Origin of the sequence: Amycolatopsis sp. NPDC023774 (genome assembly GCF_040639695.1) — a bacterium.
GTDB lineage: Bacteria > Actinomycetota > Actinomycetes > Mycobacteriales > Pseudonocardiaceae > Amycolatopsis.
Genome location: NZ_JBFAAJ010000004.1, coordinates 255,092 through 268,230 on the forward strand (window position 1 = coordinate 255,092; position 13,139 = coordinate 268,230).

Below are 13,139 nucleotides of genomic sequence, written 5' to 3' on the forward strand. Positions count from 1 at the left end.
CCTGGCGGGGGTGAGCGATCTGGCCGAGGGGCTGGCTGAGCCTTCCCCTCATGATATCCGGGCTCCGCCCCTGACCCGGGTGGGTGGGGACGGGCGCCACACGGCGGGTACCGTGCAGGCCGTGCCGCACGACGTGTTGCCCCCCGACCCCTTCGCGGACGACCCGGACGATCCGGCCCGGGCGTTCCTCGATCCCGAAGACCAGCTGGACGAGCCCATCAGCCCGGACGAACGCACCGAGCTGCTGGCCGACCTCTCCGACCTGGCGGTGTACCAGGCTCTCCTGGAGCCCCGCGGCGTCCGCGGCATCGTCGTGGACTGCGGCGAATGCGACGAACCCCACTACCACGACTGGCACCTCCTGCGCGCCAGCCTCGAACAGCTCCTCGCGGACGGCCGCATGCGCCCCCACGAGCCGGCCTTCGACCCGAACCCTGGCGACTACGTGAGCTGGGACTACTGCCGCGGCTTCGCCGACGGGGTGACGGCGAACGAGAGCGCGTACTGAGTTTCGGTGCTGCGTTGAACGGCCCTGGTGAGACTGCTCACCGGGGCCGTTCTCGTCTGGGCGCCTTGTCCCGAACGGCCCCGGTGGTCTTCGGATGCCGGGACCGGTTTGCTGTGCTCGGGCTTGCCGCTTCGGTGGGAGCTCGCGGCTGCTGACCAGCCGCGGCGGCGAGGACGGAGCCCGCCCTCCCGAGGGGGCCATCCCAGCCCAGTCTATCGACCACCCCCGACGAAACCGCTGTTCAGACCGCGAAGGCACGAAGCTGTCCACAACTCGGCAACCCTGTGGACAACCGGCCCGCCGCGCCCGGCCGACAACACCCGCGCACGAAAAACGCCCCGGCCGGAGCCAGGGCGCTTTCGACGCTGAGCCTTACGGGTTCTCCGGCGTGTTGTTCTGACCGCCGACGCTCCCGCTTTCCGAGGATTCGTTGCGGGGGCTGCCACTGCCGCTGCCGGGGTCGTTGCCCGTGACGTCGGTGGGTGTCGTGGACGGCGGCGGCGTGACGGTGGTGGTGTCCGGCGGCGGAGGCGGAGGAGGCGGCGGCGCGGCGACGCTGGTCGTGTCCGGCTGGCTGGTGGAGCCGGTGCCGGGCAGGGAGGTCGGCTGGCCGCTCGACTGCTGCGACGCCGTGTTGGCCGGGTTGTTGACCGGCGGCGGCGTGGACGGGTTGTTGGACGGGTTCTGGCCCGTCGAAGGCACATTGGGCGCACCGAGTTGGGCGGCGAGCTGGCGGTGCTGCTCCAGCAGCTGGTCGCGGTTCTCGTCGTCGGTGACCTGGTTCAGGGCGGCCTGCGCGTCGTCAAGGGCCTTGCGGGCGTCTGCGAGACGGTTGTCGGCCAGGGCGAGGTTGGCCTTCTCGAGGTCGAGCTTCGCCGCGGCGGCGGCTTCGACCGAGTGGGCGTGGTCGGTGTACAGGACCTTGGTCAGGCCCCACAGCGTGTCGCCGGGCTGGGCGTCGCGGGCGGCGAGGCCGGTGCCGGCGAACGCGATGGCCACCGCGGCGCACGCGGCGGCCACCGGCACCAGAATGCGGCGCCGGCGATTGCGGTCGGCACGTTTGCGCGCCAGCGAAGCCGTCTTCACGGTGGTGACGGCGGTGTCGACGTCGACCAGCTCGGCCAGCGGCTCGCTGTCGATGTCGCGGCGCCAGGCGAGCAGCAGCGCGTTGAGCTCCTGGTCGCCGAGCCCGTCGGCGATGGCCGGATCCGTGCCGCCGAGCGCGTCGAGCAGTGCGTCGTCGGCCTGGATGGCCGTGAGGTCACCGTCGGCTTCCGGGTCGAAGGCCGTCATGCCGCTCGTGAACGCGGACGGCGACAGGTCACGATCGTCGTCGTGATCGGTCACTCAGATCACCTCCTCGGCGGCGAGCACCTTACGCAGGCGGGCAAGCGCTCGGTGCTGGGCCACTCGAACGGCACCCGGCGTCGACCCGACGGCCTCCGCCGTCTCTTCCGCCGACAAGCCCACCACGACGCGCAGCACGACGATCTCGCGCTGCTTGTCGGGGAGCACCTGCAGCAGCTGCGCCATCCGCTCGTTCAGCTCCCCTTGCAACGCGCGCTGCTCCGGACCGACGCCGACCTCGACCTCGTCGGGGACCTCGGCCACCGGTTCAGCCCGGTTGCGGGCGGCCGCGCGGTGCGCGTCGGCCACCTTGTGCTGGGCGATCCCGTAGACGAAAGCCAGGAACGGGCGGCCCTGTTCACGGTACGAAGGCAATGCCGTGAGCACCGCGAGACACACCTCCTGCGCAACATCGTCTGCCGAAGCGAACGAACGCTCCTGCCTGCCAACCCGAGCACGGCAATACCGCACTACCAGGGGGCGGATGGCCGCCAGCAGCCGGTCCACCGCCTGAGGATCTCCCTCTACGGCAGCGGCGACCGGCTCATCCGGTCCATCCCCCACATTGGCCATCGCAGACAACAGTCCCAGTGTTACGTGTAGGCGTGCAAAGAATCCGGCGCGTGGTCATCGTGCCCCCCGCCCGCCGGTGACAGTTACCGTACCGTCGGCGACCTTTCCGACAACCGCCAGAGGTGGCCACCGGCGTGCCGCGTCCGTGGACGCGGCTGCACCGCACACATCGATCTGAGGACCAACGAGCGGCTGACCTGCGGGGTACGGTTTGCTGCCCGGGAGGGTGGCGCCGGATGGCTAAGCCTGCCCGAGCGGTGGGGACGAAGGCGACGAACGTGACAGGTGACACATCTGTCACCGATGGCACAGGTCAAGACCGAGGACACAGGTACGGGCCAGGGCGGCAACCCTGGCCCGTCGTCACCGTGGCGTCAGAACGGACAACCTGTCACGCGGAGCGTGGTCTAGCGGGTTTTCAGCTTCAGGACACGAGGCCACGGCGGAAACCGTGGGCCACGGCCTGGGCGCGGTCGCGGACGCCGAGCTTGCGGAACAGCCGCCGCGCGTGCGTCTTCACCGTGTCCTCGGACAGGTACAGCTCACGGCCGATCTGACCGTTGCTCTTGCCCTGGCTCATGCCGCGCAGCACCTGCAGCTCACGTTCGGTGAGCTGCACGCCGGGGTCCGACGGCTGGCGCGGCGCCGGCACCGAGGTGCTGGCGAGCGTGTGGGCCAGTGCGGCGACCAGCTCGGGGCGCGAGGCGTCCCAGCGCAGGTAGCCGCGGGCACCGCCGGCGATGGCGGCGGCGATGCTGCCGGCGTCGTCGGGGGCACCGAAGACGATGACGTTCGCCTGGGGGTTCGCGGAGACGAGCCGCCGAGTGGCTTCGACGCCCGTCGGGACCGCGCGCTGCGTCCCGACCAGCACGACGTCGACCGGCTGACGGGTGTACCGGGCCAGCAGCTCGTCACCGTGCGCTACGCAGTCGATGCGACTGACCCCTGGGACCGCGGACATCACACGGGTGAGCCCTTCGCGGACACTGCGTCGGTCGTCGCAGATCAAGACCGTCGTCACGGGGTTTCCTTCCTGCAGCCGGGTGACATTCCACTTCCCCTATCGGACGCTTTAGCCCGAACCTTGACACGATCCGGTGGCTTTTTTTGAAGTTTCTTAGCCCGGATGCCGGAACGGCGTTTCCAGAGGGCTCAACCCGACCCCTCGGGTACCCATGGTGAATCTTCTGCGATCCGCATCACGCAAGGATCTGCGTGCCGTAACACTGCGTGCAACACCTCGAGGCTTCTGAATCGATACTTCTCGGCGTGTCCGGGGTCCAGATCGGCCGCCACGCGGGTGGCCACCCAAATAAGTGAATAGAGTTCGTATTTTTCCGCGGTCATGGCGGCATTTGTGACGACGTCGAGTGCAGTAGCGCGTTGCTCCGGTTCCCCGGCCGTCGCGAGTGCGACTCCGAGCACGATGTCGGATTTGACGACGTGCCGGCGGGAGCCGCGCACTCGCGCCGTTTCCGCAGCTCGCCGCGCGGGCGCGATCGCTTCACGCGGGCGGCCGGCGGCCAGCTCGATCTCGGCGCCGACCCATCCGCCGCGGACGGTCGCGCGCCAGCGGTCGTCGGCCTCCGCCGCACGGGCGGCCAGGCGCCGGGCGGCGGCGAGGCGGCCCAGAGCGAGGTTGTCGGCGGCCAGGCCGAGCAGGGCGTCGGCTCGCGCGCCGGTCGCGTCGAGACCGTCCGGGTCCGTCCGGGCCCCGGCGGCACCGTCCAGGGCCACCAGCGCCTCCCCGTCCAGCACCCGCGCGGCGACGTGCCCACCGAGCTGACGGCGGTGCGACGCCAGGGTGGTCGCGGCCAGCGAGGCCAGCACGGGGTCGGCGCCCCGGCGCAGGTCGGCCAGCGCCGTGGCCGCGGCGGCGTAGCGGCCCTGGGCGCCGAGCACGACGGCGGCCAGCAGCCGCTGCCGGGGAGCGGCGGAGCGCGAGGCGGTGACGGGCACCGGCGGCGGCACGAGATCGCCGAACGCGAGCTCGGCGAGGGAGGTTCGGAGCACGGGACCTTTCTAGCGCCCTGCTCCGACAAGTACGTGCTCGACGCGGCCCGCGGCGGCGGGCAGGTCGGCGAGCAGCTCGACCTTGTCCGGCAGCGTGGCCGCGTCCCAGCCCGGCCCGCACGCGAACAGGCGGCTGCGCTGGCGGCCGCGGGACACGCGCGCGAACAGCCGAGGATCCGCCACCTCGCGCCGGTGCGCCCACAGGACCACCGCGGCGGGCGCGCTGCGTCGCACAGCCACCGCCAGGACCTCCGCGGGCAGCGGCACGCCGAACAGCTGCGCGCCGATCCGCCGCCCGGCCAGCGCGGCCGCGAGCGCGTAGACGGGCATGGTGTCGCGTTCCTCCGGCACGCAGGCGAGCAGCACCGGACGCAGGTTGAGGGGCGCGTCGAGGACGGGCGTCGCGCGCACGAGCGCCGCGTAGACGCATTGGGCCAGCAGGTACTCGACCTCGGCACCGGCGCTGACCCCGCGCCAGCGCGCGCCGAGCGCCGTGAGCACCGGCTCGACCACACCCGACCACGCGGCGAGCACGCCGAGCTCGTCGAGGGCCTCGGCGAGCATGCGCTGCACGGCGCCGACATCCATGGCCAGCGCGGCCGTGCTCAGGCGGCGGGCCAGGCGCGACGGGACCTCGCCGTCGGCGGGCGCGGGGTGCGCCGGGGTCGCGGGTTCGTCAGCGGGCGGGACGATCGCCGTGCGCGGCATCTGCTGCAGCGCGTAGCGGGCGGCCTCGGCCGTCGACGCGCCGCGGAGCAGGGCGCGCTGCATGAGCTCGAGGCGGTCGATGTCGGAGCTGCCGTAGCGGCGGTGCCTGCCGTCGGTGTGGCGGCTGGGGCCGAGGCCGTAGCGGCGGTCCCAGGTACGGAGGGTCGACGGGGCGACCCCGAGCCGGCGAGCGACCGAGGCCACCGGCAGGGTGGGTTCTCCTTCACGCGCTCCGGATCCCACCCGGCCAATATCCAGGTCCGCGAGAGTCACGGCAACCGGAGCCAAAACCCCTGCTCACCATTCCGGGGGATGCCTAACGGCTGAATCATCCCGAAGCCCTTGAACAACTATTGGCGCGCTTCTAACGTTACCGCCGTTGCACCGAATGGAGTATCGGCACCACAGCAGAGCAGCTAATGGCATCGACCGGATGACGGAGGCGGTCAGGATGGCAGACACGCGCAGGCTCCCCGGTCCCAACGCAGATATGTGGGACTGGCAGCTGGAGGGGTCGTGTCGGGGAATGGACAGCGCGGCGTTCTTTCACCCGGACGGCGAGCGGGGGCCGGCCAGGGCACGCCGTGAGGCCAGGGCCAAGGCGGTCTGCCTGGCCTGCCCGGTACTGGACATGTGCCGGCGGCACGCACTGGCCGTGCACGAGCCCTACGGGATCTGGGGCGGACTGTCGGAGTCCGAACGGGAGAACCTGATCAAGCAGGACAAACGAGCACTGAGCATGTCCGGCGGCTGAGCGCGCTCACGAACTCGCGACAGGGGCGGTGTCCATTTCGGACGCCGCCCCTGTCGCGTTTTCGGTTGCCTTGGCGCCAGGCCAGCACGACATCGCCGCGTCGATGATCGCGGTGAGCCCGGGCAGGCCGACACCGTCGCGAGCCTGCATCGACAGGCCGAACAAGATGGTGGCGTAGTACGCGCCGAGCGCCTCGACGTCGACGGTTCGGGCGAGCTCACCCTCCTCGACCCCGCGGTGCAGGCGGGCGCGGATCAGCTCGCGTACCTCTTCCCGTTGCGCCTTGAGGTGATCGCACACGTCCCGGTTCGCGGGCGAGCAGTTCGTGGCGGCGAGCACGACCATGCAGCCTGTCGGGTGCTCGGGGTCCACGTACGTGTGGGCGTTGTCGCGAAGCATCGCTTCGATGGCCGCGCGTGCCGTCGGCTCTTCGCGCAGCGCGCGGGGCGTGTAGCTGCCGTACGTCTCGCCGTAGCGCTCGACCGCTTCGCAGAACAGCGCCTCCTTGCCGCCGAAGGCCGCGTACAGACTCGGCGGGTTGATGCCCATGGCACCGGTCAGGTCGGCCAGCGACGTGCCCTCGTAGCCGCGCTCCCAGAACACGAACATCGCCTGGGTGAGGGCGTGTTCACGGTCGAACGCGCGGGGCCGGCCTCGCGGTGACATGGACCACCTTCTTTAGCGAGCGATACAGAAAACCTTGACGGCCCCATGGTACGTCGTCTTTTATGTAGTCATCGATACAGAAAGGGTGACTCATGGGTTCGCTTGACGGCAAGGTCGCACTGGTCACCGGCGGTAGCCGGGGCATCGGCGCGGCGATCGCGAAGCGGCTGGCCGAGGACGGCGCCGACGTCGCAATCACATACGAACGCTCCGCGGACAAGGCGGCCAAGGTGGTCGCCGGGGTCGAGGAACTGGGCCGGCGCGGCCTCGCCCTGCAGGCCGACTCCGCGGACGCCGCCGCGGTGACGGCGGCTGTCGACCGCGTCGCCGAGGAGCTCGGCGGGCTCGACATCCTGGTCAACAACGCCGGCATCTCCGTCGCGGCGCCGATCGACGAGCTCTCGCTCGCCGACATCGACCACACGCTCGCGGTGAACGTGCGCGCCGTGTTGGTGGCCACACAGGCGGCGCTGAAGCACCTCCCCCGCGGCGGCCGCGTCGTGTCGATCGGCAGCGACCTGGCCGAGCGCGTGCCGTTCCCGGGCATGAGCCTGTACTCGGCGAGCAAAGCGGCGCTGACCGGCTTCACGCGCGGCCTGGCTCGCGACCTCGGGCCGCGGGGCATCACCGCCACCGTGGTCCACCCGGGCTCGACGAACACCGACATGAACCCGGTCGACGGTCCCGCCTCCGCGGCCCAGGTGCCGCACATCGCGCTCGGCCACTACGCGGACGCGGCCGACGTCGCCGCGACCGTGGCCCACGTGGCCGGCCCGGACGGCCGCTACCTGACCGGCACGGCGATCACGGTCGACGGCGGCTTCACGGCGTAACCGGCCGGCGTCACCGGGGCCGCGCCGCCAGACCGGTCCAGAACCGAAGCGCGGCGCGGTCCAGCTCGAGGGCCGGCTGCGTGGCGTGGTCGGACGCGGCGGCGGTGCCGTGGCCCGCGATGCGGCTGCGGTGCTGCTCGACCTGTCCGACCGCGAGCTGCGAGAGGCTCTCGGGGTCGGTGAGGTCGCTGAACGCGAGCTTGAGCCAGGCCACGGTGCGGATCTCGGTCGGTTCGGCGTCGGGGCGGCTCAGCCGCCGCCGCAACCCCGATGGCCGGATTGGGTGACGCAGTAAGTCTTGCGGCGGCCAGAGGTCTCCTGGTTGCCGTGGAGCAGGCCTGGTTCCTGCAGCTGACCGGAAATCGCGTACAGCTGCGCGTGCGAGCTGGGCCAGTATCGCCCGATCGAGCGGCGCAACGCCTGCTTCACCGCATACGGCGTGCTCACGCCGAGCTGGGCGACCATGCCGAGCACCACGTAGGCCCTGGCGGAAAGCTCTCGCGTTCCCGAAGTCATCGGCACCTGGAAACCCGGCGGCCAAGATCTTCGTCACGCGATCGGTCAGGCCGCGGCGACGGCAGACGGCGAGCTGCAGATCGAGCGGCGCGACTGGCACGTTGTGCCCGCGCCAGCGCACGTGGTCGAGGCGGGCGGTGGGGCGTTGCTCGTGGAGTCGCCCGTGTCGTGGACGCCGGCGATCCACTCGACCACGCACCCCCGCGAACGCCGCCCGCGCGGTCGGCGGACAGAGAAGTCGAGGTCGCCGCCGGGGCCGGCGTCGATCCCGCGCACGACCAGGGCACCGGAGCCGTAGCGGAACCAGCTCAGGTCGCTGCCTTCGACGCGGTTCAGGACGATCTCCAGCGCGTCCTCCCACGGCACCGAGCGGCGGGCGTTTTGCAGCAGCATGTCCTCGAGGTGGCGCGCGAAGTTGGCGTGCCCCGGACGTCGCCGGTGGCGGACAGCCGGCGGACGAACCGGTCGGTACTCGCGGGGGCGAAACCCCGGTGCACCAAGCGATCCTGGTAGAGCGTGACATTCGTGCGGACCTCGTAGGTCGCGCGATCGCCGTCGAGGTCGAGCGAGGTGGCCAGGTTCACAGACGCTCCCCGGGGCCAAGAGAAGCGGGGCGGTACCCCCTCGGAAGGGAGTACCGCCCCGGTTCGGCGTGCTGGGTGGAACTAGTGCGAGTGACCGTGGCCGTGGCCGGCGTCGGGTTCCTCGTCGACCGGCTTCTCGACCACGGAGCTCTCCGTGGTGAGCACGAGCCGGGCGATCGACGCGGCGTTGGCGACCGCAGAGCGGGTCACCTTGACCGGGTCGACGATGCCCGCCGCGATCAGGTCGGTGAGCTCGCCGGTGGCGGCGTTGAAGCCCTGGCCCCAGCTCTGCTCCTGAACCTTGTTCACGATGACCGCGCCCTCGTGGCCCGCGTTGCTGGCGATCCAGAACAGCGGGGCGGTGAGCGCGTCGCGCACGATGCGGACGCCCGTGGCCTCGTCACCAGTCAGGCCGAGGTCGCCCTCGAGCTCCTTGACCGCGTGGACCAGCGCCGAGCCACCACCGGGGAGGATGCCCTCCTCGACGGCCGCCTTCGTGGACGCCACGGCATCCTCGATGCGGTGCTTGCGCTCGTTGAGCTCGGTTTCGGTGGCCGCGCCGACCTTGATCACGGCCACGCCGCCGCCGAGCTTCGCGAGCCGCTCCTGCAGCTTTTCGCGGTCCCAGTCGGAGTCGGTGGTCTCGATCTCCTTGCGGATCTGCGCGATGCGGCCGGCGATGGCGTCCTTGGAGCCCGCGCCGTCGACGATCGTGGTGTCGTCCTTGGTGACGACGATCCGGCGCGCGCGACCCAGCGAGCTGAGGTCGATCTCCGACAGCTTCACGCCGATCTCGGCGGAGACGACCTCGCCGCCGGTGACGAACGCGAGGTCGTCCAGGAACGCCTTGCGGCGGTCGCCGAAGAACGGCGCCTTGACCGCGACGGCGGTGATCGTCTTGCGCAGCGAGTTCACCACGAGGGTGGACAGCGCCTCGCCGTCGACGTCCTCGGCGATGATGAGCAGCGGCTTCTTGGCCTCGACGACCTTCTCCAGCACCGGGAGCAGGTCGGCCAGCGCCGAGATCTTCTCGCGGGACAGCAGGATGTAGGCGTCCTCGAGGATCGCCTTCTGGTCCTCGGGGTTGGTGGCGAAGTGCGCCGACAGGAAGCCCTTGTCGAACTGCACGCCCTCGGTGATCACGAGCTCGGTCGCCAGGGTCGACGACTCCTCGATGGTGATCACGCCGTCCTCGCCCACGCGCTCGACGGCCTCGCCGAGCAGCTGGCCGATCGTGGCGTCGCGGGAGGTGACGGTGCCGACCTGCGCGATGTTCTCGCGGCCCTTGACCGGGGTGGCCTTGGACTTGAGGATCTCGACGACCTTCTCGGCCGCGGCCTCGATGCCCTTGCCGACCGAGGTCGGGTTGGCACCGGCGGCGACGTTGCGGAGGCCGTGCTTGACCAGCGACTGGGCCAGCACCGTGGCGGTGGTCGTGCCGTCACCGGCGACGTCGTTGGTCTTCGTGGCCACGTTCTTGGCCAGCTGCGCGCCGAGGTTCTCGAACGGGTCGTCGAGCTCGATCTCACGGGCGACGGTCACGCCGTCGAGGGTGATGGTCGGGCCGCCGAACTTCTTGTCGAGAACGACGTGGCGACCACGCGGGCCGAGGGTCACCTTGACGGCGTCGGCGAGCTTGTTCACCCCGCGCTCGAGCGCGCGACGAGCGTCCTCGTCGAAACTGATCTGCTTGGGCATAGCGTGTTCCGCTTACCTTTCAGGGGATTTTGAACGCAAGAACGCCCCGTCCCCCGGCTTGTGCGGGGCCCGGGGCGTCATGCGCTGCGAGCGGACGTCAGTTGATGACGGCCAGCACGTCGCGGGCGGAGAGGATGAGGTAGTCCTCGCCGTTGTACTTGACCTCGGTGCCGCCGTACTTGGAGTAGATCACGACGTCGCCCACGGCCACGTCGAGCGGCACGCGGTTGCCCTTGTCGTCGATCCGGCCCGGGCCCACGGCCAGAACCTTGCCCTCCTGGGGCTTTTCCTTGGCGGTGTCGGGGATGACGAGGCCGGAAGCGGTCGTCTCCTCGGCCTCGCTCGTCTGGACAACGATCTTGTCCTCGAGCGGCTTGATGTTCACGCTCACCGGGTTGACCTCCACGGTCGTCGAAAGCGTCGGCAGGATGACTTACGGCTTCGACCACCCCCGCCGTCGCGGGTGCCGGGCGTGTTCGGGCCGTTCGATTAGCACTCTAGCCACGGGAGTGCCAGCATTGCAAGGAGGGTCCATCTGAAGTGGGGGAATCCTCGGGGAGGCGCGCTGACCGGGGATTTTGTTTCGCACTGTTCCGCCACCCGTGGCTAGGCGCCGTCGATGAGGATGAGCAGGCCGATGCCGATCAGCACGACGGGCAGGACGACGTCGCCCGAGCGCGCGAGCGCCCGCGCGACGGCGGGGCGCGTGGCGAGGTGGCGGCCGGCGGCGAGCCAGGCGGCGACCAGCACGAGGAACACGACGGCGTAGACGCTCGTGCCGCCCGGGCCGGCGGTGGCGAAGACGGGGACGTAGACGCCGATGTTGTCGCCGCCGTTGGCGAGCGTGACGGCGGCGACTTCGAGGGTCCGCGGGCCGCCGGGGCGAGTGATATCCCCGTCGTCGCCGCGGTGGCGCCAGGCCTCGACGGCGGCGCGGAGTCCCAGCGCGATCGGCAGCAGGCCGAGGTACGGAATGAAGCCGGCCGGCAGGAACGTCACCCCGAACGCGGCCGCCACGGCGACGGCGAGGGTCGCCAGGAATCCGAGGTACTGGCCGATTACGACGGCCCCGGTCGCGCCGGATAGGCCCGCGCCGCGGGCGAAGAACAGGGCCAGCACGAGGATGTCGTCGACGTTGGTCACGGCGAACACGCCCACGGCCTGGCCGACGACCTTCGGGCTCACCCTTGCGACAGTGCCAGGACTCGCTCGATCAGGCGGGTTTGGTGGCGCGGACGATCGCCGAGTGCATGCCGTCGGCGACGGTGCGGGTCGGGGTGAGCTCGATGTCGGTGAAGCCGGCCACCTCGAGGCCGCAGCGGTATTCGGCGAAGGACAGGGCGCCTGCGATGCAGCCGACGTAGTCACCGCGTTCGGCGCGCTGGGCCGGGGTGAGGGTGTCGTCGGCGACGACGTCGGACACCCCGATCCGCCCACCGGGCTTGAGGACGCGGAAGGTTTCCGCGAAGACGGCGGGTTTGTCGGTGGACAGGTTGATCACGCAGTTGGAGATGACGACGTCGACGGAGCCGGCGGGCAGCGGAATGGCTTCGATCGCGCCGCGCAGGAACTCGACGTTCGTGGCACCGGCCTTCTCGGCGTTGGCGGTGGCCAGCGCCAGCATCTCGGCGGTCATGTCCAGCCCGTAGGCCTTCCCGGTGGGGCCGACGCGGCGGGCCGACAGCAGGACGTCGATGCCGCCGCCGGAGCCGAGGTCGAGGACGTGGTCGCCGGGCCGAAGATCGGCCACAGCGGTCGGGTTGCCGCAGCCCAGGGAGGCAGCGACAGCCTCAGCGGGCAGCTCGGCGCGCTCGTCGGCGGCGTAGAGGCCGGAGCCGAAGTCCACCTCGACCGGTGCCGGGCCACAGCAGGCGGTGCCGCCCGAGGTGACTTCGCGGGCCGCCGCGGCGTAGCGCTGTCGCACGGTTTCACGCAAGTCAGTCATCGCGCTTCTCCTCGCTGGATCAGCCTATATCGACGTTTGTGGATACAACCTTGTGCCCTGGATCGGCAGATGTCAATATAGAAGCATGTCGATGCAAGAGCTGCCGGTGCTCGACCAGCCCGACGCGTGCTGCGCGGGGCTGACCTCCGCACCACTGGCCGACGCCGAGGCCACCGAGCTGGCCCGCGTGTTCAAAGCGCTGGGCGACCCGGTGCGGCTGCGGCTGCTGTCGATGATCGCCTCCCGCGAGGGCGGCGAGATGTGCGTGTGCGAGCTGACGCCGGCGTTCGACCTCGCGCAGCCGACGATCTCGCACCACCTGAAACTGTTGCGCCAGGCCGGTTTGATCGACTGCGAACGACGGGGCACGTGGGTCTACTACTGGGCTCTTCCGTCCGCGATGGAGCGCCTCGCGGCTGTGTTGCGCGCGCCGCGATCAGCACCGGCGTGACGACGTCGCTCGTCCGCCGGGCCGCGGCCGAGGCCGTGGGAACGGCGTCCCTGGTAGCCGTGGTCGCCGGCTCCGGCGCCCAGCCCGCCGCGCCGTCGCACGATGTCGGCGCGCAGCTGGTGGCGAACTCGCCGGCCACCGTTTTCGGGCTCGGCACGCTGATCACGTTGTTCAGGTCGGTGTCCGGCGCGCATTTCATCCGCTGATCTCGCTGGCGGCCTGCCTCACCCGTCGCTGGGGTTTCGCGTTGCCCTCGCGAAGGGGCTGGGCGAGGTCCGGCGCGTCACGAAGGGTCCCGTCGCGATCCTGACGTGCGATCCCGACCGGGTGCGGGACTTCTGGTTGTACGAGTACGCCCCGAAAGTGCTCGACACGGAGGCGCGGAGGTACCCCGACGATCAGTGAGATCGCGAAGTGCCTTGGCGACACAGAGGTCGTGCCCGTGCCCGTGCCGCGGGACTGCGTCGACGGGTTCAACGAGGCGGCTTAGTACGCGCGGCCGGAGATGTTGCTGGAGCCGGCGGCGCGGCAAGCGTGTTCGGC

The 13,139-nt window shown here is 70.8% G+C and carries 18 protein-coding genes; 5 read left to right on the forward strand and 13 right to left on the reverse strand.

Translation table 11 applies throughout. From position 1 onward, the window contains the following. The first annotated feature begins 112 nt into the window (after nt 1-112). Nucleotides 113-508, forward strand: coding sequence for a DUF5319 domain-containing protein (locus AB0F91_RS13445; protein WP_220247349.1), 396 nt, complete (start codon nt 113-115; stop codon nt 506-508). Between the two features lie 372 nt (nt 509-880). Here AB0F91_RS13445 and AB0F91_RS13450 read toward each other — a convergent pair whose 3' ends face one another. The 5 genes from AB0F91_RS13450 to AB0F91_RS13470 all read right to left on the reverse strand — a co-directional run bounded on the left by AB0F91_RS13450 (nt 881) and on the right by AB0F91_RS13470 (nt 5,392). Then, nucleotides 881-1,801, reverse strand: coding sequence for an anti-sigma-D factor RsdA (locus AB0F91_RS13450; protein ID WP_360597824.1), 921 nt, complete (start codon nt 1,799-1,801; stop codon nt 881-883). 54 nt (nt 1,802-1,855) lie between these two features. Next, complete coding sequence (gene shbA / locus AB0F91_RS13455) at nt 1,856-2,428, reverse strand: RNA polymerase sigma factor ShbA (protein WP_360597826.1); 573 nt, start codon at nt 2,426-2,428, stop codon at nt 1,856-1,858. Between the two features lie 424 nt (nt 2,429-2,852). Next, nucleotides 2,853-3,449 (reverse strand): response regulator transcription factor, encoded by a 597-nt coding sequence (locus tag AB0F91_RS13460; protein ID WP_020662719.1) that lies wholly within the window; start codon nt 3,447-3,449, stop codon nt 2,853-2,855. A 131-nt stretch (nt 3,450-3,580) separates the two neighbouring features. Further along, nucleotides 3,581-4,441 carry a hypothetical protein gene (locus AB0F91_RS13465; RefSeq protein ID WP_360597461.1) on the reverse strand — a complete coding sequence of 287 codons (861 nt, stop codon included), beginning with the start codon at nt 4,439-4,441 and terminating at the stop codon, nt 3,581-3,583. A 9-nt stretch (nt 4,442-4,450) separates the two neighbouring features. Further along, complete coding sequence (locus AB0F91_RS13470; protein WP_360597463.1) at nt 4,451-5,392, reverse strand: MerR family transcriptional regulator; 942 nt, start codon at nt 5,390-5,392, stop codon at nt 4,451-4,453. Between the two features lie 190 nt (nt 5,393-5,582). On the opposite strand from AB0F91_RS13470, the gene AB0F91_RS13475 reads away from it, so the two are divergent. Beyond that, nucleotides 5,583-5,903, forward strand: coding sequence for a WhiB family transcriptional regulator (locus AB0F91_RS13475; RefSeq protein WP_220246148.1), 321 nt, complete (start codon nt 5,583-5,585; stop codon nt 5,901-5,903). Nucleotides 5,904-5,909: 6 nt separating this feature from the next. On the opposite strand, the gene AB0F91_RS13480 is transcribed toward AB0F91_RS13475, so the two are convergent. Further along, on the reverse strand, nt 5,910-6,569 hold the full coding sequence (locus tag AB0F91_RS13480; RefSeq protein WP_360597465.1) for a TetR/AcrR family transcriptional regulator: 660 nt from the start codon (nt 6,567-6,569) through the stop codon (nt 5,910-5,912). Nucleotides 6,570-6,661: 92 nt separating this feature from the next. Here AB0F91_RS13480 and AB0F91_RS13485 point away from each other — a divergent pair, with 92 nt between their 5' ends. Further along, nucleotides 6,662-7,402 (forward strand): SDR family NAD(P)-dependent oxidoreductase, encoded by a 741-nt coding sequence (locus AB0F91_RS13485; RefSeq protein WP_360597467.1) that lies wholly within the window; start codon nt 6,662-6,664, stop codon nt 7,400-7,402. A 10-nt stretch (nt 7,403-7,412) separates the two neighbouring features. Here AB0F91_RS13485 and AB0F91_RS13490 read toward each other — a convergent pair whose 3' ends face one another. From AB0F91_RS13490 to arsM, 7 genes are all read right to left on the reverse strand, one after another. Further along, entirely contained in the window at nt 7,413-7,616 is a 204-nt protein-coding gene (locus tag AB0F91_RS13490; protein ID WP_360597468.1) for a hypothetical protein, read from the reverse strand. A gap of 35 nt (nt 7,617-7,651) precedes the next feature. Further along, entirely contained in the window at nt 7,652-7,918 is a 267-nt protein-coding gene (locus AB0F91_RS13495) for a PadR family transcriptional regulator (RefSeq protein WP_360597469.1), read from the reverse strand. Between the two features lie 45 nt (nt 7,919-7,963). Continuing rightward, nucleotides 7,964-8,311, reverse strand: a complete 348-nt coding sequence (locus AB0F91_RS13500) for a hypothetical protein (protein WP_360597471.1) — start codon at nt 8,309-8,311, stop codon at nt 7,964-7,966. Between the two features lie 272 nt (nt 8,312-8,583). After that, nucleotides 8,584-10,200, reverse strand: a complete 1,617-nt coding sequence (gene groL, locus AB0F91_RS13505) for a chaperonin GroEL (RefSeq protein ID WP_360597472.1) — start codon at nt 10,198-10,200, stop codon at nt 8,584-8,586. 97 nt (nt 10,201-10,297) lie between these two features. Beyond that, entirely contained in the window at nt 10,298-10,591 is a 294-nt protein-coding gene (gene groES / locus AB0F91_RS13510; RefSeq protein ID WP_009072407.1) for a co-chaperone GroES, read from the reverse strand. Between the two features lie 215 nt (nt 10,592-10,806). Beyond that, on the reverse strand, nt 10,807-11,385 hold the full coding sequence (locus tag AB0F91_RS13515; protein ID WP_360597474.1) for a cadmium resistance transporter: 579 nt from the start codon (nt 11,383-11,385) through the stop codon (nt 10,807-10,809). A 28-nt stretch (nt 11,386-11,413) separates the two neighbouring features. Beyond that, entirely contained in the window at nt 11,414-12,145 is a 732-nt protein-coding gene (gene arsM, locus AB0F91_RS13520; RefSeq protein ID WP_360597475.1) for an arsenite methyltransferase, read from the reverse strand. A gap of 85 nt (nt 12,146-12,230) precedes the next feature. On the opposite strand from arsM, the gene AB0F91_RS13525 reads away from it, so the two are divergent. Both AB0F91_RS13525 and AB0F91_RS13530 read left to right on the forward strand, forming a co-directional pair. After that, nucleotides 12,231-12,596 carry a metalloregulator ArsR/SmtB family transcription factor gene (locus AB0F91_RS13525; RefSeq protein ID WP_360597476.1) on the forward strand — a complete coding sequence of 122 codons (366 nt, stop codon included), beginning with the start codon at nt 12,231-12,233 and terminating at the stop codon, nt 12,594-12,596. After that, nucleotides 12,593-12,802 (forward strand): hypothetical protein, encoded by a 210-nt coding sequence (locus AB0F91_RS13530; RefSeq protein WP_360597477.1) that lies wholly within the window; start codon nt 12,593-12,595, stop codon nt 12,800-12,802. Before AB0F91_RS13525 ends, AB0F91_RS13530 begins: the two co-directional genes overlap by 4 nt. Nucleotides 12,803-13,139 lie beyond the last annotated feature (337 nt).